The 19,892-nt window shown below is 71.0% G+C and carries 18 protein-coding genes; 10 read left to right on the forward strand and 8 right to left on the reverse strand.

What is annotated here, in order from left to right:
* Nucleotides 1-663, forward strand: a 663-nt coding sequence (locus D7Y15_RS34590) for a tetratricopeptide repeat protein (RefSeq protein ID WP_368667418.1), incomplete at its 5' end; no start/stop codon positions are given.
* Nucleotides 664-675: 12 nt separating this feature from the next.
* Here D7Y15_RS34590 and D7Y15_RS34595 read toward each other — a convergent pair.
* Both D7Y15_RS34595 and D7Y15_RS34600 read right to left on the reverse strand, forming a co-directional pair.
* Complete coding sequence (locus D7Y15_RS34595) at nt 676-1,533, reverse strand: hypothetical protein (RefSeq protein WP_121755248.1); 858 nt, start codon at nt 1,531-1,533, stop codon at nt 676-678.
* Nucleotides 1,534-1,540: 7 nt separating this feature from the next.
* Entirely contained in the window at nt 1,541-2,845 is a 1,305-nt protein-coding gene (locus tag D7Y15_RS34600) for a hypothetical protein (protein WP_121755249.1), read from the reverse strand.
* Between the two features lie 297 nt (nt 2,846-3,142).
* On the opposite strand from D7Y15_RS34600, the gene D7Y15_RS34605 reads away from it, so the two are divergent.
* From D7Y15_RS34605 to D7Y15_RS34620, 4 genes are all read left to right on the forward strand, one after another.
* Nucleotides 3,143-5,455 carry a glycosyltransferase family 39 protein gene (locus D7Y15_RS34605; RefSeq protein ID WP_121755250.1) on the forward strand — a complete coding sequence of 771 codons (2,313 nt, stop codon included), beginning with the start codon at nt 3,143-3,145 and terminating at the stop codon, nt 5,453-5,455.
* Complete coding sequence (locus tag D7Y15_RS34610) at nt 5,452-6,411, forward strand: ABC transporter ATP-binding protein (RefSeq protein ID WP_121755251.1); 960 nt, start codon at nt 5,452-5,454, stop codon at nt 6,409-6,411. Before D7Y15_RS34605 ends, D7Y15_RS34610 begins: the two co-directional genes overlap by 4 nt.
* Before the next feature lie 2 nt (nt 6,412-6,413).
* Nucleotides 6,414-7,214, forward strand: coding sequence for an ABC transporter permease subunit (locus D7Y15_RS34615; RefSeq protein ID WP_120579436.1), 801 nt, complete (start codon nt 6,414-6,416; stop codon nt 7,212-7,214).
* 195 nt (nt 7,215-7,409) lie between these two features.
* Entirely contained in the window at nt 7,410-8,456 is a 1,047-nt protein-coding gene (locus D7Y15_RS34620; protein WP_121755252.1) for an SPFH domain-containing protein, read from the forward strand.
* A gap of 68 nt (nt 8,457-8,524) precedes the next feature.
* On the opposite strand, the gene D7Y15_RS34625 is transcribed toward D7Y15_RS34620, so the two are convergent.
* Together D7Y15_RS34625 and D7Y15_RS34630 are read right to left on the reverse strand one after the other, a co-directional pair.
* Nucleotides 8,525-9,067 carry an FHA domain-containing protein gene (locus D7Y15_RS34625; protein WP_120579434.1) on the reverse strand — a complete coding sequence of 181 codons (543 nt, stop codon included), beginning with the start codon at nt 9,065-9,067 and terminating at the stop codon, nt 8,525-8,527.
* 64 nt (nt 9,068-9,131) lie between these two features.
* Complete coding sequence (locus D7Y15_RS34630; RefSeq protein WP_121755253.1) at nt 9,132-10,865, reverse strand: chromosome segregation protein SMC; 1,734 nt, start codon at nt 10,863-10,865, stop codon at nt 9,132-9,134.
* 29 nt (nt 10,866-10,894) lie between these two features.
* Here D7Y15_RS34630 and epmA point away from each other — a divergent pair, with 29 nt between their 5' ends.
* From epmA to D7Y15_RS34645, 3 genes are read left to right on the forward strand one after another with little or no spacing between them, the layout of a single operon-like run.
* On the forward strand, nt 10,895-11,908 hold the full coding sequence (gene epmA, locus D7Y15_RS34635; protein ID WP_120579432.1) for an EF-P lysine aminoacylase EpmA: 1,014 nt from the start codon (nt 10,895-10,897) through the stop codon (nt 11,906-11,908).
* A complete protein-coding gene (locus tag D7Y15_RS34640) occupies nt 11,908-12,645 on the forward strand; it encodes a 1-acyl-sn-glycerol-3-phosphate acyltransferase (protein ID WP_233597283.1) in 738 nt (245 codons plus the stop codon). Before epmA ends, D7Y15_RS34640 begins: the two co-directional genes overlap by 1 nt.
* Nucleotides 12,642-13,367 carry an inorganic pyrophosphatase gene (locus D7Y15_RS34645; protein ID WP_121755254.1) on the forward strand — a complete coding sequence of 242 codons (726 nt, stop codon included), beginning with the start codon at nt 12,642-12,644 and terminating at the stop codon, nt 13,365-13,367. The genes D7Y15_RS34640 and D7Y15_RS34645 overlap by 4 nt, the downstream gene beginning before the upstream one ends.
* Before the next feature lie 84 nt (nt 13,368-13,451).
* Here D7Y15_RS34645 and D7Y15_RS34650 read toward each other — a convergent pair whose 3' ends face one another.
* On the reverse strand, nt 13,452-14,150 hold the full coding sequence (locus tag D7Y15_RS34650) for an MmcQ/YjbR family DNA-binding protein (protein ID WP_199733905.1): 699 nt from the start codon (nt 14,148-14,150) through the stop codon (nt 13,452-13,454).
* 199 nt (nt 14,151-14,349) lie between these two features.
* Between D7Y15_RS34650 and D7Y15_RS34655 the strand changes: the two genes are divergently transcribed.
* Both D7Y15_RS34655 and D7Y15_RS34660 read left to right on the forward strand, forming a co-directional pair.
* Complete coding sequence (locus tag D7Y15_RS34655; protein ID WP_120579429.1) at nt 14,350-15,795, forward strand: nicotinate phosphoribosyltransferase; 1,446 nt, start codon at nt 14,350-14,352, stop codon at nt 15,793-15,795.
* Nucleotides 15,796-15,837: 42 nt separating this feature from the next.
* Nucleotides 15,838-16,806 carry a nicotinamidase gene (locus D7Y15_RS34660; protein WP_121755255.1) on the forward strand — a complete coding sequence of 323 codons (969 nt, stop codon included), beginning with the start codon at nt 15,838-15,840 and terminating at the stop codon, nt 16,804-16,806.
* A 13-nt stretch (nt 16,807-16,819) separates the two neighbouring features.
* Here D7Y15_RS34660 and D7Y15_RS34665 read toward each other — a convergent pair whose 3' ends face one another.
* The 3 genes from D7Y15_RS34665 to D7Y15_RS34675 all read right to left on the reverse strand — a co-directional run bounded on the left by D7Y15_RS34665 (nt 16,820) and on the right by D7Y15_RS34675 (nt 19,728).
* Nucleotides 16,820-17,935: a glycerate kinase gene (locus D7Y15_RS34665; protein WP_121755256.1), complete on the reverse strand. Its 1,116-nt coding sequence runs from the start codon at nt 17,933-17,935 to the stop codon at nt 16,820-16,822.
* Between the two features lie 82 nt (nt 17,936-18,017).
* On the reverse strand, nt 18,018-18,512 hold the full coding sequence (locus D7Y15_RS34670) for a YkgJ family cysteine cluster protein (protein WP_120579426.1): 495 nt from the start codon (nt 18,510-18,512) through the stop codon (nt 18,018-18,020).
* Nucleotides 18,513-18,576: 64 nt separating this feature from the next.
* Entirely contained in the window at nt 18,577-19,728 is a 1,152-nt protein-coding gene (locus tag D7Y15_RS34675; RefSeq protein ID WP_120579441.1) for a class I SAM-dependent rRNA methyltransferase, read from the reverse strand.
* Nucleotides 19,729-19,892: the final 164 nt, after the last annotated feature.

The following is a 19,892-nucleotide window of genomic DNA, read 5'->3' on the forward strand; positions in this document are numbered from 1 at the left end:
CCGGAGGGGCACACGGTGTCCGCGGGCGTGGTCGAGCCCGCGTCGCTGGGAGGCCGGCGCGCGCAGCGGATCCGCGCGGAGCTGGATGGGGTGGGGGGACGGACGCACCTGGTGGCGTGGTTCGTGCCCCGTGGAGAGTGGGTGTACCGGCTCGTCTTCACCTGGCCACAGGCCTATCCGGCATACGCGCGGGTGGCGGAGCGGATGACGGCGGACGTGCGCTTCGAGGAACCCGCGAGCCTGCGGGTTGCCAGGGCCCGGGCGTTGCTGGTGCCGGGCGTGGCGGGGCCGCTGCGGGAACTGGGGCATGCGCTGCGGCGGTGGGGGCTGCCAGCGGATGCAGTGGAGCCCCTGGCGTCGGCGGTGCGGCTGGCTCCGACCCAGGTGGACACGCGCGTGGAGTTGGCCCGCGCGTACTTCGAATCCGGGCAGGTGGAGGCGGGCTGTCACTCGGCGGCGGAGGCCCGGGTGTACGGCCCTTCCGACACGGGCGCGCTGGAGGCAGGCGTGCGCTGTGCCCTGGCGCAGGGGGATACGGCAGAGGCCCTGCTGCGCCTGGAAGAGGCCCGCCGCGTGGACCCTCGGGATGCACGCCTGCGCGCGGCCGAGGGTGCCTTGAAGGCGGCGGTCGAGGCGCCGGGGCCGGCTCCCCAGAAGCGGTGACTTGAGAGGGGTTCAGCGCTCGCCGAACGGGCGCACCGCGAGCCCCGCGCCCAGCATCCCCTCGTCGCGCCGGAAGAGGCCCGCGTCGTTCCGCACGCCCGTGGCCGTGAGCCGCGCGAACACCGGCGCGTCGTTGACCGCGAGGAGCACGTGCTCCAGCGCGACCTCTCCCCGCGCCCGGAAGTGGGAGCCGCCGTCGAAGTCGAAGCTCCAGCCGGCGAGCCCCGTCGCGCGCAGGGCCCACCTGCCATCCCGCGTCTCCCATCCCGCGTCGAGCAGCAGGGACGTGAAGGGGGACACTTCGTTGCGCGTGCCCTCCGGTGAATGTCGCAGCGCATGGCTCGCGGCGGGGCCCACGGCCAGCCAGCCCCACTCCGTGTTCGTGCGGAGCGGATCCAGCAGCAGTCCCACGCGGCCCGTCTCCAGCGTCCAGCCCGGGCCCTCCCAGACGCGCCGCTCCAGGTGCGCCGCGCGCAGGGCGAGGGCCACGTCGAACGGGAAGGGGATGTGCCGGGGCCGGCCGATGGTGACGAGCAGGGAGCCTTCCTCCACGTGCCTGCGCAGCAGGCCGTCGTACGCGGTGAAGGTCAGCCCCTTCTGCTCGCCGTTCCACGCCTCCGTCATGAGCAGCCGGTGCGAGTTGATCCACAGCGAGTCCGCCTTGCTGTCGCTCGAGCGCACCGTGCGGACGAGCAACCCCGTGCGCACGGCGAGGGCCTCCGCGTCGTCCTGCACGCGCAGCGCGGTGCCCAGCACCCAGCCGGTGCCGGGGTCGAAGCAGGTGGGGAACGTCTCCCCGGCCGCCGTCTGGCCCTGACAGGACAGGCCGGGCGTGGTGCCCAGGAGCAATGCCAGCGCGAGCGCCACCATCCCGGACCTAGCCCTTTCCAGGAGAGGACGTGGGCGCGGACCTTCTGGCCGGGGCCCACATCGAGAAGCGCAGGCCTGCCTGCGCGGACCACTCCCAGCCCGCTGGCGCGTTCGCCAGGTCGTCGCGCCACGTCCCGCGTCCATCCAGCGTCACGCTCACGGGCTGGTCGTTGATGGCCAGGGCGATGACCTCATAGCTCGCGCGCAGCCGCAGCCGCTCCGGACGCAGGGGCCGGCCCTCCACGGCTTGTGCGAGCAGCACCTTCTGCGCCTCGACGCCGAAGCGCACATGGTGGAAGCCGTCCCGGTCCAGGGTGAGGTCCCCCTCCAGCGCCGCCGCGGGAACGAGCGTGAAGAAGCCGTTCGTCCGGTCGCGCTCCAGGGCGGGACCGGCCCGCAGGCGCACGTAGGACACGAGGTCGCTCGAGTGCCACAGGTCCAGCGTCACGTCTGTCGCGGCCACGGTGAGGAAGTCCGCGTGCACGTTCTCGCGGCGCACCTGTTCGCCGTGGAGCACCTCCATCCAGAAGCCCAGGTTGGCGTAGATGTCGAAGCGCCGGGGGTGGCCGTAGAAGGTCGTCACCCGGAAGAGCGGCGCGTCATTCTGGCTGCGGAAGTCGTAGCGCAGGAGCGTGGCCTCGTAGGAGGGCGCGTCCCCCAGGTACAGCTCCGTCTCCAGCAGCGTCATCCGGTGCAGCCGGTCCGAGTCCCCCGGCCACTCCAGGTCCACGCCGAAGTCCACCCGCACGCGTTCCTCCAGGCGGTCCGTCTCGCGCATCCAGCGCGGCGCCCAGGCCCCGCCCACGTAGACGCGCCGGTGCAGGTCGAAGTTGTACTGGAGCACCCGCCCGCGCTCGTCGCGGTACCAGCCCGGCGGCGCCTCCGCGATGGCGGGCACCAGGCGGTACTGGCGCACCGTCTCCGTGGGCATCAGGTTCGGCACGCACCCGTCCACCCGCTGCAGGGGCTGGTCCTTCTCGTGGCCCTCCGAGTCCAGCTCATAGGCGGGCGACACCAGGCACTCCATCTTCACGTCGTCGCAGCGGGCGCGCCACGCTCCAGAAGGAACGTCGGGCGTGGGCGGCAGGGCGAGGCACCGCACCTGCCCGTCGTAGGGCTGCTGGGGAGACGACGCGTTCGGGACGGCCATCTGGAAGTCCCACGGCTCCGGCTCCGCGGGAGGCTCCGGCGTCGCGGCCGGCGCTGCTTCCACTGGCGTTCCGACCGGAGCTTGCGGAGCCTCCGGTGCTTCCGGCGCCTCCACCTGCCCCAGCAGGAGGGCGCATCCCAGGGTCACCGCTGAAACCAGCATCACTGCTCCTCGTCGAAGTTGAGCGGCCCTTCGCGTTCCGGCCACGCGGTCAGGCTTGGTGATGGGGGGCCCTTACAAGGCCCGTGCCCCTGGCCGGAGCACGGCCTTTCGCGGACTTGCCCGTGCGGCTGTGCAGGCGCCTGCACAGCCCCTGTGCACGCGGAAGCGCGTGCGCTGGCGCGAGAACGACGCACCCCCTTCCAGGTCGGTCGACCGGCGGGGGTGGCGGGGATATAAGCCCCCCGGCCCCATGGGGTTCACGGTGGCCCGTCCCGGACGACGAAGGAGCACGCGCGCGTGGCAAGCGACGTCGAAAAGAACTCGCAGGGGGATTCCACCTTCACCCAGGCCATCCTCGGTGATGACACCCTGACGTCTTCATGGGGGCGGCGGTGGCTGGCCCTGTCCTTCAGCGCGCGCGTGGTCCTGGCGACCGCGGGCTTCGCGGCGCTGCTCTTCGTGCCCTACCTGGGCGCGGTCGGCCTGTGGGACCCCTGGGAGACGCACTACGGCGAAGTGGGCCGGCAGATGATCCAGCGCGCCGACTACGTCTATCCCTTCTGGGAGAACGCGTGGTTCTTCTCCAAGCCGCCGCTCACCATGTGGATGCAGGCGCTGGGGATGAACATCGTCGGCGCGCTCCGGGGCGACGGCGCCATGGGGCTCTACACGGAGTGGGGCATGCGCATGCCCTTCGCGCTCCTGAGCATCACCGCCGTGGCGCTCCTGTCGCTGGCGGTGGCGCGCACCGTGAACATGCGCGCGGGCCTGGCCACGGGCTTCGTGCTGGCCACCATGCCGCTGTACTTCCTGCTCACCCGGCAGACCGTCACCGACACGCCCTTCGTCACCACCTTCGTGTGCGCCATGGCCTGCGCCATCATCGGGCAGTTGGATGACACCACGAAGCACCGCGCGGGCTGGTGGTACGCGTTCTACGTCTTCGCGGGCCTGGCCACGCTGGCCAAGGGCCTGCTGGGCGTGGGCCTGCCGGCGGTCATCCTGGTGCTGTACGCGGCCGCTGGCGTCATCCCGTGGACCCGCGAGAGCCTGGAGGCGCACCTGCGCTGGCTCACCAGCGGCGAGGTCCGCGCCCAGGTGCGCGCGGGCACGCGGGCCATGCCCGTGCTGTGGGCGCAGATGTACCGGATGAAGCTGGGCACGGGCATCCTCGTGTTCGCGGCGGTGGCGGTGCCCTGGTACCTGACGCTCGTGCTCTTCGACGGCGTGGACGACGAGGGCAAGCTGTTCTGGTACCGCTTCTTCATCCACGACCACCTGAACCGCCTCACCGCGGGCGTGCACACCACCACGCCGGGCGGGTCGTTCACCTACTTCATCGAACAGGGCGGCTTCGCCATCTTCCCGTGGGTGGCGCTGCTGCCCGGCGCGTTCGCGGTCGTGTCGCGCCTCAAGCTGCGCTCGCGGGACAAGGCGGACCACCTGGCGCTCATCGCCGTGCTGTGGGTGGCGTTCGCGTTCTACCTGCTGGCCTCCAGCGCGACGAAGTTCCACCACTACGTGTTCCCGGTGCTGCCGGGCCTGGCCATCCTCATTTCGCTGTTCGTGGACCGGCTGTGGAAGGACGGCATCTCCGAGCACGCCGTCAGCCTCATCTTCGGCCTGATCCTCTTCATCCTGGTGGGCAAGGACCTGGCGGAGAACCCCAAGGACTTCACCGACCTGTTCGTCTACAACTACGATCGGCCCTATCCGCAGGACCTGGTCACCAAGCCCATCGCGTTCTTCTCCTCGCGCCCGCTGTGGATGGGCGACCTGGTGACGCTGGTGCTCCTGGCCTTCGGCGTGTACCTGGCCTTCGACGCGTTCTCCTCCAAGGCGAAGCTGGAGCGCCCGGCCGCGGCGCGCGCGGTGGCGCTGGGCCTGCTGCTCACCGGCGGGGCCACGCTGGCCACGGTGGCCACGCAGGGGCAGGTGTCCGCGATGGGTCTGTGGGGCGTGGCGCTGGTGGCGCTCGCGGGCTTCCTCATCTGGCAGGCGTCGCGGCCGGAGGAGGCGCCGGGGCGCACGGTGCTCCAAGCGGTGGGCTTCGGCCTGGCGCTGGTGGGCGTGGCGCTGGCGGTGCGCGGCTTCAAGGGGCCGCCCGCGTCGGACGCGCTGTTCAAGGCCCTGTCCGGCACCATCAACGTGAAGGTGGGCATGGGCTTCGCGTTCGGCGTGGCCGGCGTGCTGGCGGCGGTGGCCGCGCTGCAGCGCTCGCGCGTGTTGCTGTTCAGCACCTTCTGGGGCCTGGCCGCGGCGTTCGCGCTCTGGTTCAACTGGGGCCACTGGGTGGACCTGTCCCACCACTGGACGCAGCGCGACCTGTTCTGGCGCTACTACGACCAGCGCAAGGCGGGCGAGCCCATCGCCGCGTACATGATGAACTGGCGCGGTGAGACGTTCTACTCGCGCAACACGGTGGAGCAGTTCCGCGCCAACGACGCCAACACGCGCATGCGCCAGTACGCGGCGCGGCCCGGCCGTGAGTGGGCGCTGGTGGAGCACAACCGCGTGAACCTGCTGCGCACCGCGGTGGGCTCCGACAAGACCGTCACCCTCGTGGACCGCGACATCAACAACAAGTTCGTCCTGGTGACCATCGAGTGAGCATCCTCGTCCCGCCCCCGCTCGCGGAGGCCCCCGCGAAGGGAGGCCTGCGCGTCCGCGGTCTGGCGAAGCGCTTCGGCGAGCGCACCGCCGTGGAGGACCTCACCTTCGACGTGCGGCCCGGCGAGGTGTTCGGTCTGCTGGGTCCCAACGGCGCGGGCAAGACGACGACGGTGCGCATGCTGACGGGGCTGCTCAGGCCCTCCAGTGGCGACGCGGAGGTGTGGGGCCACTCCGTCACGCGCGACGGCGAGTCGCTGCGCAAGGTGGTGGGGCTGCTCACCGAACAGCCCGGGCTCTACGACCGGCTCACCGCCCGGGAGAACCTGCGCTTCTTCATGAAGCTGCATGAACTGGACGAGTCCGTCGCGTGGCCCCGGGCGAAGCACTACCTGGATCGCTTCGGGCTGGGCGGCCGCGAGGACGACCCGTGCGGCGGCTTCAGCAAGGGCATGCGGCAGAAGCTGGCCATCGTGCGCACGCTGGTGCACGACCCGCGCGTCATCTTCCTGGATGAGCCCACCAGCGGCCTGGACCCGGAGTCCGCGCGCACCGTGCGCGACGCGGTGGCGGAGCTGGCCTCCGAGGGGCGCACCATCGTGCTGTGCTCGCACAACCTGGCGGAGGTGGAGCGGCTGTGCGAGCGCGTGGCCGTGGTGCGCCGCCGCCTGCTGGCGCTGGGGCCGGTGCGCGAGATGCGCCGCGCGGGCCAGTCGCTGGACGTGCGCGTGGAGGGCGACGCGCAGGGCTTCGTCACCGCGCTGGTGGCGCTGCCCTTCCGGCCCAACGTGCTGGTGGAGGGTGGCCGCCTGCGGGTGATGCTGGCGGATGAAGCCCAGGCGCCGGACGTGGTGGCGTGCCTGGTGCGGGCGGGGGCTCGCGTGCACAGCGTGGTGCCCGCGCAGCGGCCGTTGGAAGAGGTGTACCTGGACCTGCTGCGGGAAGAGGGGACGTGAGCATGGCCTTCCGGCCGCGACGTGCGTTGGCGGTGTTCTGGAAGGACTGGCTGGACCTGCGCAAGAACGTGGGCCTGCTCGTGTCCATGGCGGTGCTGCCGCTGGTGATGGTGACGGTGCCCATCGGCGTGGTGTGGACGTACGTGCGGCAGCCGGACCACTCGGACCTGCGCACGGTGGCGCTCTTCTACGACCCCACGCTGCCCCTGGGCGCGAGCGCGGCGCGCTTCCTCGTCGACAAGTCGCTCACCGACTGGTTCGGCATGTTCCTGGTGATGCCCGTCTTCATCCCCATCCTCATCGCGTCCCAGAGCGTGGCGGGGGAGAAGGAGCGCCGCACGCTGGAGCCGCTGCTCGCGTCGCCGGTGTCCGCGGCGGAGCTGGTGGCGGGCAAGTGCCTGGCCGCGCTGGTGCCCGCGGTGGTGCTGACCTGGGTCGCCTTCGCGCTGTTCTGCGTGGGCGTGGACTGGGTGGCGTGGCCGCTGGTGGGCGCCCCGCTGATGCCCAATGCGCTGTGGGGCTTCGGCGTGTTCGTGCTCGCGCCGCTGTTCGCCTTCTTCGGCAACGGCGTCGCGGTGCTCATCTCCGCCCGGGTCAGCGAGGCGCGCATGGCGCAGCAGCTGGCCGCGCTGGTGGTGCTGCCGCTGGTGGGGCTGGTGGGAGGCCAGGTGGCCGGCGTGCTCAAGGCGGGCCCGGGGTACTACGCCATCCAGGGCGCGGTGGTGCTGGTGCTGGACTTCATCCTGCTGGCGGCCAGCATCCGGTTCCTGGACCGGGAACGTCTGGTCAGCCGCTGGGGTTGAGTCACTGGCGGGTTGGAGAGTGGACTGCCAGGGGGCCGGCCGGACGGGCAGGCGCCCGTGAAGCTGTTATGTTCCGGGCAGGATGCCGGGGGAAGCGCACTGGCGCTTTCGCGCCGGCGGCCCCGCATTTAGGGGATGGGGTTACGAAGCTTTGAAGACCTGCCGCCCAGGCGGCCACGGAGGCGCTGAACAGACATGGGGATCTTCGACAGCATCAAGGGCGAGGCGCAGCGGAACTTCATCGCCCGCGCGGACAGCGCGAAGGGTGAGATCGTCTACAAGTATCCGGAGAAGAACGTCCGGATGAAGACGCAGCTCACCGTGGACGCGGATGAGGTGGCGCTGTTCGTCAAGGACGGCAAGGTGGAGGGCAAGCTGGGGCCCGGCCGCCACACCCTGGACACCAACAACATCCCGTTCCTGTCGCGCCTGCTGGAGAGCTTCACCGGCGGCAACATGTTCATGGCGGAGATCTTCTTCGTCTCCAACCGTGAGCACACGGGCGTGAAGTTCGGCGGTCCCATTGGCGACGTGCGCGACCCGGAGACGGGCCTGGGCATCGGCACCATGGTGTACGGCGACTTCTCCATCCGCGTGACGGAGCCGGAGAAGCTGGTGGTGGGCCTGGTCGGCATGGGCCGCGCCACCAACGAGGAGTTCCTGGGCTGGTTCAAGGGCCAGGTGCTCAAGGTGACGCGCGACCGCACCGCCGAGCTGCTGGTGAAGAAGAAGTGGCCGCTGCTGGACGTGACGAGCGGCGCCTACGTGGAGGAGATGGAGCAGGAGATCCTCGCCGGCCTGAAGCCGCACGTGGACTCCTACGGCCTCACCATCGTCCGCATGGGCAACTTCGTCGTCAGCATCAAGCCCGAGGACGAAGTCACCCTGAAGAAGCTGTCCAAGGACGTCGCGTACTCGCGGCTGGCGGGCGGCTTCCAGCAGTACGCGCAGGGCCAGGCGATGCTCGGCGCGTCCGAGGGCATGGCCAAGGGCGGTGGCGGATCCGACGGCGCCATGCAGGGCATGGGCATGGGCATGGGGTTCGGCATGGCGCAGATGTTCGCCAACCAGCAGAACAACCCGCAGCAGCAGCGCCCCGCGGAGCCCGCGCAGGCGGCCGCTCCCGCGGACACGCGCAGCCCGGCTCAGCGCCTCAAGGAGATCAAGGAGCTGAAGGACGCGGGCGTGCTCTCCGACGAGGAGTACGCCGCCAAGCGCGCGGAGTTGATGAAGCTGCTGTAGTCCCGCCGCTTTCGCGCTGACGCATGAGGGCCCTGTCTCCTGCTTGGGAGGCGGGGCCTTCGCGCGTTTCAGGGGGCGGGCGTGCCCGGCACGGCGAGGCGCAGCTGTTCGTGCAGCGTCTCCGCGCGCAGGTAGAGGAACTGCACGTCGCCGAAGGCCAGCGTGGCGCCGTCGTGGAGCATCACCTGGGCCTTGAAGCCCAGGGGCGCGCCGTTGATGAAGGTGCCGTTCATGGACTGGGCGTCGCGCACGGAGAAGTCCCCGGCGCCCGCGTTCCAGCGCAGGGTGGCGTGGTGCTGGGAGACGGAGGGCTCCGGCACCATCAGGTCGCACGCGTCGGTGCGGCCCACGGTGAACTCCTCGCCGTCCTGGTTCGGCTGGAGGAAGTGCACCTCCAGGTTGTCGAAGTCGCGCAGCATGGCGAGCAGCCGCTCCTCCATGCGCGAGCGGTGCGCCATCCCCACCGTGCGCATGCCCACCATGCCCGGGGCCACCACGGCCTTGAAGGCGGCGTCCACGGGCTGCTGGATGAGGGCGATAGCGCCGGACGCGGCCCGGAAGGACTCCAGCGAGGCGCCCGCGAAGGGACGGAGCTGTTTCACGGACACCATGGCCCTGGACCCTACGTGCAACCGGCGGGGACGGGAAGGGCCCGGTGGGGCGTGGAGGCCATGCCTACGAGGCCAGCGGCGTGGCCTGGGCCCGGGGCATCTGGGGTACCGGGGCCGGCGCCGGTGCCGGCGGTGGGGACGGCTGCGCGGGCGTGTCGTCCAACCGGCGCAGGTCCAGCTTCATGGGCACCTGGAGCGTGGTGCTCAGCCGCAAGAGCAGCACGTCCGGCGCGAGGCCGTTCTCGCCAATCGCCTGCGTCACCTCGCGCGCGGAGGGCGCGGTGCCCCGGGCCCAGAGCTCCTTGAGGAACGCGCCCGCCTCCGGTGCGCGCCACCACGCCGGGCCGAAGCGCGCCTTCAGCTGCCCCTGGAGCTGCCCCGCCAGGAACCACGCACGGAAGCTGTCCGCGGACTGGTAGAAATCCTCCTGGTCCACGAGGTAGCGCTCCACGTCGTCCGCGGTCATGGGCATGGCGCCCGTGCGCGCCATCAGCGCACGGTACAGTTCGCGCGGGTCCACGTCCGTGCGGCGGTGCAGCTCCAACTGGTAGAGCAGCCGGCCCGCCGCGTGGCGGATGAGGTACAGCTTGTGCGCGCTGGAGGTCGCCAGGTACTGGGCGCGCTTGTCGGCATCCCCCAGCACTCCCGCGTTCTCCTCCAGCCACACCGGGTCCTCCAGCAGGTCCTCGAAGAGCGCGGAGTACGCCTCGCCCACGGTGGGGTTGCCCAGCCGCGCCAGTTCGAAGCGCTGCTCCTGCGTGAATGCCATGTGCAAGAGGTGCCCCACCTCATGCAGCACGCGGCCCTGGTGCAGCACTCCCGTGCCCGGCTTGAAGGACAGCCTCACGTCGGACGGCACCTTCACCGACAGCGCCAGCGGGCGCGGGTTCTTCCGCGGCAGGTCGCGCGCGTCCACCTTCACGTTGGGCAGCGCGTTCAGGTCGATGCCCAGCCCCGCCACCGTGGCCTGCGCCTTCGCCAGCGACTCGCCCTTGGGGAACGCGTCCTCCACCTCGCGCGAGCGGAACAGGCGCGGGATGTCCGCGCGGGTGATTTGCGCGAAGGGCAGCCCCAGCTCGCGCTGGGAGAGCCGCTCCATCACCAGCCGGTACGGTTCCTGGGTGGCCTGGAGCACCTCTTCCGCCAGCTGCGCCAGCCGCTCCAGGTCCGCCTGCCGCAGCTCGCTGCCGAAGGCCTCGTAGGACTCGAAGCCCATCTGCTGCACCAGCTCGCGGGTGCGTGACTCGCGGCGCAGCAGCGTCTGGTTGAGGCGGGTGAGCGCGGGCGTGGCCGCCGCGTAGAGCGCCTTGCGCCTGAGGGCGCTCTTCTCGTTGGCGAGCAGCCGCTCCAGGTCGTGGTAGCGCACCTCTCGCCCGTCCACGCTCATCTTGAGGGACGCCTCCAGGTTGGCGGAGGCGTCGTTGTGCTCGGCCAGCTCGCGCGACAGGAACTCACCGGCGAAGTGACCGTGGAGCGCGGTGAGGGCGCGCAGTTCGCGCGGGTCCTTGGTCAGGTGCCGCAGCCGGTCGATGCGCCGCAGGTTCTCCAGGCTGAAGAGCGCCTGCTTGCCGCTGTAGGTGGCGGCGATGTCCACCGGTTTGCCCTCCGTCCAGAAGTCCCAGACGAGCCGGTGCTGCTCCTCCAGGAGGAGGGCGGCCTCCGTGGACAGGGCGTTCACTTCGCCGGTCAGCAGTTCTTCCTCGCTGGGAGGGGGGACCACCACCGGGGGCGGCGCCTTGTGACAGGCGCTCAGCAAACACATGGTGGCGGCGAGGAGGGACGGAATCCTTGGGGACATGGGCCGCCCATGTTACTTCCGACCCGCCGATGCCCAACGTAAACCCATGGCGAGCGGCCCGAGGGCGCCAGGGCCTCTACTCCGCCCTGCGACAGTTCTTCGCTGGCCAGGGTTACCTGGAAGTGGAGACGCCGCTGCTCGTGCCCACGCCCGGCATGGAGCCGTACATCTCCGCCTTCGAGACGCCCTTCGTCCCGGAGACGGACCTGGGCAAGGCCCGCACGCTCTACCTGCACACCAGCCCCGAGTACGCGATGAAGCGCCTGCTCGCGCAGGGCGCGGGGCCGCTGTTCCAGATCTGCAAGGTGTTCCGGAACGGCGAGGTATCCCAGACGCACAACCCGGAGTTCACGCTGCTGGAGTTCTACCGGCCGCACGCGGACTACCACGCCATCATGGACGACCTGGAGGGCGCGCTGGCTGCGGCGGGCCGGGTGGCGGCGGACGCGAAGGAGGGTGACCCTGTCGCGGACCCCGCCTTCTTCACGCGCACGCCGTACGAGCGCGTGACTGTGCGGGACGCGGTGCTGCGCGCCACGGGCGTGGACATCCACGTGCACTCGGACGGCGCGTCGCTCAAGCGGGCCGCGGACGCCGTGGGCGTGCACACCGGGAGCTCCACGTCCTTCGACGACGTCTTCTTCCACCTCTTCCTGGAGCGGGTGGAGCGGGGGCTCGGCCACGAGCGGCCCACCTTCCTCATCGAGTACCCCGCGTCCATGGCGGCACTGTCCCGGCTGAAGCCCGGCGACGGCCGCGTGGCGGAGCGGGTGGAGCTGTACGCGAAGGGGCTGGAGCTGGCGAACGGCTTCTCCGAATTGACGGACGCGGTGGAGCAGCGCGCGCGGCTGGTGGAAGAGCAGGAGCTGCGCCGCAAGCTGGGCCGCGCCGTGTATCCCCTGGACGAGCGCTTCCTGGAGGCGGTGGGCCGCATGCCCCCCGCCGCGGGCATCGCCGTGGGGCTCGACCGAATCCTGATGCTGCTGCTCGGGGTCCAGCGCATCGAGGACGTCCTCCTGTTCCCCGCACACGGGTTCGTCTGATGCTCAAGGTGCTCCAGACGGTGTTCGCTGGCACGGCCACGGTGGGTCTCACGGGCGTGACGTCCGCGGCGGTGACGCTGCTGTCCGGGTTGGATCAGCACCCGGCGGCGGACAAGGTGCTGCGCGCGTGGGCCCTCTCGGGGCTGGCGTCCGCGGGGGTGCGGCATGAAGCCTTCGGCCTGGAGAACGTCCCCCGCGAAGGCAACGTCGTCTTCGTGAGCAACCACCAGTCGCACTTCGACGCGATGGTGAACTTCGCGCACATCGACAAGCACACGCGCTACGTCGCCAAGGCGGAGCTCTTCAAGGTGCCGGTGTTCGGCCGGGCCTTGCGCGTCGCGGGCAACATCCCCGTGCAGCGCACCGGCGGCGCGAATGACCGGGCCCGGCTCCAGGAGGCCGTGACGGCGCTGCGCGAGCGGGTCAGCGTGCTGTTCTACGCGGAGGGCACGCGCAGCCCGGACGGCGAGCTGAGGCCCTTCAAGAAGGGCGCCGCCACGCTGGCCATCCAGGCGCAGGTCCCCGTCGTCCCCATGGCCGTCGCCGGCACCCGGCTCATCCTCCCCAAGGGCGGGCGGGCCATCCAGTGGGGCCAGCGGGTCGCGTTGGTGGTGGGCAAGCCCGTGCCCACCGAAGGGCTGACGTTGGATGACCGGGATACCCTTACCCGCCGCCTGGAAGAGGCGGTGGCAGGGCTGTACGCCGAGGCGCGCGAGCGCTCGGGAGACCTTTCATGAAGAAGAGCACCCAGACCCAGTCGCAGGCCCACCCCTGGCATGGCATCTCGCCCGGGCCGGAGGCTCCTGAAGTCGTCACCGCGTACATCGAGATCGTCCCCACGGACGCCGTGAAGTACGAGATGGACAAGGAGTCCGGCATCCTGATGCTGGACCGGCCCCAGCGCTTCAGCAGCCAGTGCCCCACGCTCTACGGCTTCATCCCGCGCACGTACTGCGGCGAGCAGGTGGCGAAGCGCTGCGCGGAGCGCACCGGCCACAAGGACATCCACGGCGACGGGGACCCCATCGACATCTGCGTGCTGACGGAGAAGGTCGTCTCCAACGGCAACCTGCTGGTGCACGCGGTGCCCGTGGGCGGCTTCCGGATGGTCGACGGCAACGAGGCCGACGACAAGATCATCGCGGTGCTGGAGTCGGACCTCGTGTACGGCGAGCTCCAGTACATCGCGCAGCTGCCGCGCCCGCTGCTGGACCGCCTGAAGCACTACTTCCTCACCTACAAGCAGATTCCGGGCGAGGGAAAGCGCAGCGTGGAGATCGCGGAGGTCTACGACCGGCAGGAGGCGCTGGAGGTCATCCGCCGCAGCATGCGCGACTACGACAAGCTCTTCGTGGAGCCGGAGGCGAAGCCCGCGAAGAAGTCCGCGCCGGCCGCGCGCCGCAAGACGTCCGTGGCGAAGGTGGCGGCCAAGGGCCGCAGCAACCGGAGCGGGAAGTAGCCGCTTCCTGAAGTCACGACGCGCGGGAAGGGCAGGGCCCCGAAGGGCCCTCTTCCTTTCACGCGTGGGCCGTGTGGGGCCCGCCTACGAGCGGCGGGCGCGCTTGGGCGCGGAGCTGGCGGCGCGCTTGCCCCGGGCCGGAGCGGGGGCCTTGCGAGCCGTCTTGGCCTTGGCGGCGGAGGCCGTCTTCGACACCTTCTTGGAGGCCGTCTTCGACACCTTCTTGGAGGCCTTCTTCGCCACGGTCTTCACGCGGGCGGCGGCCTTCTTGGCCACGGCCTTCACCTTGCCCACGACCTTCTTCGCGACCTTCTTCGCGGCCTTCTTCGCCGGGGCCACGGCCTGGCGTACGGAGGGCTTCTTGCCCGTGGCGGCCTTCTTGGCCGGCTTCGAGGCGGGGCCGGGGACGGCGGTGCCCCGGGCGGGGAGCTGGTCCACGAGCTTCTTCGGCGCGATGGCGCGGTAGCTCTCGTCGATCCACGCCTTGATGACGGGCACCGGCACCTGCGAGGCCTCGTCGAAGTGGGCGGTCACCCAGCCGCTCTTTCCCAGGCCGTACTCGGTGGGCTCGGTGAAGGGCAGCGTGAGGGCGGCGTCCTTGGAGTCGGGCAGCTTGGCGGAGAGGTTCAGCTTCTCGCCGTCGACGGTCATGAAGAGGAAGGTCTTGTCATTGACCTTCATCGCGCGGTGGCCCCAGGGGAAGTCCTCGTGGGCGCCGGGGTAGCTCATCGCATGTTCGCGCAGTACCGCTTCGACCTTCTGCGTCTCGTTCTCTGCGGGCATGGGCACCTAGCTTCGTTGTGGGTCGGGACAGCTTAACCGCACCTGTCGCATCCAGCGTATTCCCCAATGTGTCGGTTGCTGACGGAAAGACAGGTGACGGGTCACCCGTGGTTTCCCGCATCCGTCGGAGCCCTTGGTCCTAGGTACGGGGTGGGGGGCACGCATAGTCTCGGGGTCAACGATAAGGAGTCGCTTCCCGATGCCCCAGTCCCTGCTCGCCACGGATGGCTACAAGTTCAGCATGGCGGAGGCCGGCTGGCCCCTGCGGAAGGAAACGTTCTACTACTCGCACCGCAAGGGCGGGCCCCAGGTGATGCCGCTGGACCTGGCGGCCTGGGTGAAGAACCTCCTGCCGGAGCCGCAGCCGGACGACTACGCGTTCCTCGCCCGCCACGACTACGAGATGGGCGTGGGCTTCAAGGCGGCCATCCTGCGCAAGGCGCAGCTGTCCGTTCGAGCCATTCCCAGGGGCGCGCTGTTCCTGCCGCGCGAGCCCATCCTCACCATCACGGGTCCCTCCGCGCTGGTGTCCTGGCTGGAGCCGATGCTGTTGCAGCTCAACTACCGCGTCCAGGTGGCCACGCAGGCGCTGCAGGACCGCGAGGCGCTGGCCCGGACGCTGGCCACGGTGACGTGCGAGGAGGAGAAGCGCATCGCCCTGGAGACGCTGGACCAGGTGGGTGTGCGGGCCGTGTCCATCCAGGTGGACCCGGAAGGTTACGTGCGGCGGGTGCGGGCGCAGGTGCAGGAGCTGGTGGACGTCGTCGAGGACCCCTCGCGCATCTTCGAGGTGGGCCTGCGCGCGGCGACCTGTCTGGAGCAGCACGAGCTGGCCCTGCGCGCGTGCCAGGAGGCGGGCGTGCAGCGCACGAGCAACGTGGAGGGCGCGCGCGTGCTGGGAATGATTCCCGTGGGCACCATGGGCCACGAGCACGTGCAGCGCTACGGCTCCGACGACGCGGCCTACCGCGCGATGCACGAGCGCCGGCCGCAGCGCTCCAGCTACCTGCTGGACACCTTCGACACGCTGACGTCGGGCATCCCCGCGGCGTTCAAGCTCATCGCGGAGGAGCCGCAGGGCGGGGACTCCATCCGGTTCGACTCCGGGAACAAGAAGCTCCAGTACCTGTACGCGGTGACGCGCGCGCGCGACCTGGGCATCAAGCCGGTCATCATCCTGGAGGACGGCCTGGACGCGCAGATGACGCGCGAGTTCGAGGAGCTGCGCAAGCAGGTGGGCTGGGAGCCGACGACGCAGTTCTACGGCTACGGCGGCCACATCGTGGCGCGCACCATGTTCCATGCGTTGACGCGCGACCGGGTGGCGGCCATCTACAAGCTGTCGTGCTCGGGCGCGACGCCGGTGATGAAGTTCGGCAACGAGCTGGCGGAGGGCAAGCAGAGCGTGCCCGGGACGCCCATCGTCTTCCGCCGCCGCACGGGCACGGGGCCACTGGGGCTGGTGGGGCAGGCGGGAGAGGCGACGCCCCAGGGCTACTTCCCGCTGATGGAGGCGGCCCCGTCCATGCCGACGCTGGTGGGGACCGAAGGCCTGACGCCGGAGGAACAGCGCATCGGCTACACTGCCACCACGCAGGCGCTGGTGGAGTCCATCACCCGGCGCCACTTCCCGCAGGGCCGCTGACGCCAAGGGCGCGGCGGCGCTGACGGGCCTGGAGAGCACGTCATGCCGCTGCCGCTTCCCCGGTTCCACGACGACGCACGTGTCGGCCAGCTCTACCTGGAGCGCGTGGCGGAGGTCTCCCAGGAGGCCTGGCGCTACGCCGCCGAGCACCGCGTGCGTCCGGCCCGCGAGGACAAGGTCCGCATCGCGGCGTTCGGCATCGACGCGCAGGTGGCCTTCTGCACCCCGGGCGCGAGCCTCTTCGTCCCAGGCGCGGTGGAGGACACGCAGCGCACGCTGCGCTGGCTGTACGCGCACCTGGACCGGCTGACGGGGCTCGTCTTCTCGCTGGACACGCACCGGGCATTCCAAATCTTCCATCCGGCCTGGTGGAAGGACGCGGAAGGGCGTCCGCCCGCGCCCATGACGGTCATCACCGCGAAGGACGTGCGGGAGGGCCGCTGGCGTGCGACGCGCCATCCAGAAGAGAGCCTGGCGTACTGCGAGGGGCTGGAGGCGAGCGGCCGGTACGTGCTGACCATCTGGCCGTACCACGCGCTGCTGGGCGGGCAGAGCCACGCGCTGGTGCCCGCGATGTACGAGGCGAGCCTCTTCCACGCCCTGGTGCGCGACACGCCCACGCACTTCGAGCTGAAGGGCGAGCACCCGCTGACGGAGAACTACTCCGTGATGGCGCCGGAGGTGACGGAGGTGAAGGGCCAGCGCGTGGGCGAGTTCAACGCGCGGCTGATGGAGCACCTGCTGACGTTCGACCGCGTGTACGTCTTCGGGCAGGCCAGCTCGCACTGCGTGCTGTCCACGCTGCGCGACCTGCAGCAGTACCTGGAGCGCACGGACCGCTCGAAGCTTCGGAACATCTACATCCTGGAGGACGCGATGAGCCCCGTGCCCGCGCCTCCGTTGGAGCCACTGCCTCCGGCGCTGGACTTCCCGCGCCTGGCGAAGGAAGCGCTGGCGGGCTTCAAGGCCGCCGGGATGCAGGTGGTGCGGACGACGGATCCGATTCCGTAGAGCTGCGCTGCCTCTACCGGCCCAGGTGCGCGAGCGCCCACTTCGCGGTGGCGTCGCGCAGCGTCTCCCTGGCGGTGGCGCCGGGGCGGGCCTGTCCGTTCAGCTCCACCACGTCGCGGAAGAGGGACAGCTCCGGTCCGTTGTCCCGCTGCACGACACCCGCGAAGAGCACCACGTGCGTGCCCTGCGCGCGCGCCAGCCTCGCGAGCGCCACGGGGCCCTTGCCCATGGACGTCTGCCGGTCGAAGCGGCCCTCGCCCGTGAGCACCAGGTCCGCGAGCAGCACGCGCCGCTCCATCCCCAGCGCCCGCGCCACCAGGTCATACCCGGACGTGAGCTTCCCGCCTCCGAGCGCCGCGAGCCCGTAGCCCAGGCCACCCGCCGCGCCCGCGCCCGGGAGGTTCGCGGCGTCCTCGTCCACGATGCGGCAGAACGTGGCCAGCGCCGTCTCCAGCTCCTCCACCGCCGCCGCGTCCGCGCCCTTCTGCGGACCGAAGAGGCGGGCGGAGCCGTCCGCGCCCAGCAGCGGCGTCGTCACGTCCGTGGCGATGAGCAGCTCCACCTGCTCCAGGCGCGGGTGCTTGCCGCTCGCGTCCACGCGCGAAAGCCTGGCGAGGCTCGCGCCCCCCGGCGGCAGCGGCGCCCCGTCCGCGTCCAGGAAGCGGAAGCCCAGCGCCTCCAGCGCGCCCTTGCCGCCGTCCGTGGTGGCGCTGCCGCCCAGGCCGACGATGAGCCGCTCGCATCCCGAGTCCAACGCCGCGCGCACGAGCTCCCCCGTGCCGTGCGTGCACGCGGCCCGCGCGTCCCGTTGGCTCGGCGGCACCAGCGCGAGCCCCGAGGCCTGCGCCATCTCCACCACCGCCGTGCGCCCGTCATCCAGCCACGCCCAGCAGGCGTCCACCGGCGTGCCCATGGGGCCGCGCACGATGAGCTTGCGGCGCTCGGCCCGCGGCGTGCCCGCGAGCAGCGCGTCCAGCGTGCCCGGACCTCCGTCCGCGAGCGGCGCGACGTCCAGCACCACGTCCAGCGAGGCCTGCCGCAGCCCCTCCGCCATGGCGTCCGCGGCTTCGGCCGCGCTCAAGGTGCCCTTGAACTCCTGGGGCGCAAGCAGCCAGCGTGGGGGGATCATGCTCGGGCACCTACGGGCTTGGACCGCGCGGACACGGGGGGACTCCGGTGGGCGCTCCGCCACCGCGTCTGCGGCATGGACGTCATCGTTCCTCCCGGGCCGGGGCGGTACTGACCCCGGCATACCATTCCAGGAGGGGACGTGGCCCCCGCAGCGACGGCATCACGCGTTGTGAAATCCGCTCCAACCGCAGGAGGAGCTTGGACACCTCGTCCGACGGCTGCCGGGCGGGTCCCTGGATGCGCTGACAGAAGAACGTGCGGCACCCGAACGGCCGGTCCGCGTACACGGTGCAGCGCAGGCCCGCGGCGTCCAGGTAGGGGCAGGCGCCGTCGGCGCGAGGGGACGGGAGGGGCTTGCTGCGCTTGAGCAGCTCCCACTCCGGGAGCCACAGCCAGGGCTGGCGCTTCGTGACGGCCAGCTGGCAGCACTCACCGCTCGCGGGGCACGAATACGGGGCATACGCCTCGTCCGCCTGGCGGTAGACGGTGCGTGTCTCCTGGAGGGCGCGCTCCAACGCCCGCGTCCCGGACGCGGGGGTCTCGTCGTCTGCGTCGTCCCAATCCCGGCGCGCCATGACTGAACCGTTCCCGCACGTCGGGGTCCGCTCGATGGACCCCTTGGATGGGTCCTACCCTATCTCACAACATGCGCAGGACGAAACATTTGAGGTAGCGCGTCTCGCGCAGGTTGAGGAGGACGGGGTGGTCGCGGCCGGCGCCGCGGCGCTCGATGATCTGCACCCGGCGCTTCGCGTCCGACGCCGCGGAGGCGAGCATCTCCTCGAAGCCCTGCTCATCCACGTGGTACGTGCAGCTCGCGGTCACCAGGATGCCGCCGGGGCGCAGGAGCTGGAAGGCGCGCAGGTTGAGCTCCTTGTAGCCGCGCAACGCCGCCGGAATCGCGTCCTTGTTCTTCGCGAAGGAGGGCGGATCCAACACGATGGTGTCGTAGCGCTTGCCCTCGTCCACCGCGTCGCGCAGGAAGTCGAACGCGTTGGCCGTCACGACCTCCAGGTTGGAGAGCTTGTTGGACTGGGCGTTGTCGCGCAGCTGCGCGGAGGCGGACTCCGAAATCTCCACCGCCGTGACGTGCTTGGCGCGCGTGGCCAGCTGGAGCGCGAACCCGCCCACGTAGCTGAAGCAGTCCAGCGCCTCGCCGAAGGCGTAATGCGCCGCCATCACGTGGTTCTCACGCTGGTCCAGGAACGCGCCCGTCTTCTGGCCCTCCAGCAGGTCCGCGCGCATGCGCACCAGGCCCTCGTCGAAGGACACGGGGCCCGGCGGCAGCGCACCGCGCAGCAGGCCCTTCTCCGGGAGGAGGCCCTCCAGGTGGCGCACGCTCACGTCGGAGCGGTTGACCATGCCCTTCGGGTGGAACTGCTCCTCCAGCAGGTCCGCGATGAGCGCCTTGCGCTGCTCCATGGCGGGGACCAGGAACTGCACGCTGAGGTAGTCGCCGTAGCGGTCCACCACGAGCCCGGGCAGGCCGTCCGCCTCGCCGTGCACCAGCCGGTACGTCGTCTCGCCGGGCAGCGCCAGCTTGCGCAGCGCTTCGGCGGACTGGAGGCGCTGGCGGAAGAAGTCCACGTCCACCGCGACGTCGTCGTTGGTGAGCCAGCGCAGCGAAATCTTGGACTGCTTCGAATAGAAGGCCTTGCCCATGAACCAGCCGCGGCCGTCCACCACGCGGACGACTTCACCGCCCTGGAGGCCGGGGTCGCCGTTGAGGTCCGCGCGGTAGATCCACGGCGGGCCCGCGAGCCACCGGTCGGAGCCGCGGCGCAGGAGCATCACCTGGGGCGTGCCGTCCGGGCCCAGCTCTGGCGACGTGCGGTCCGGCCGGAGCTTCTCGGGGCGATGGCCGTGCTTCTCCGGGCGCTGGCCGGGCTTCTCCGGGCGCTGGCCGGGCTTCTCCGGGCGCTGGCCGGGGTTGCCGCCGCGTCCGGGGGGAGGGG

This window comes from Corallococcus sp. AB030, from assembly GCF_003668965.1.
GTDB classification, from domain to species: Bacteria; Myxococcota; Myxococcia; order Myxococcales; family Myxococcaceae; genus Corallococcus; species Corallococcus exiguus.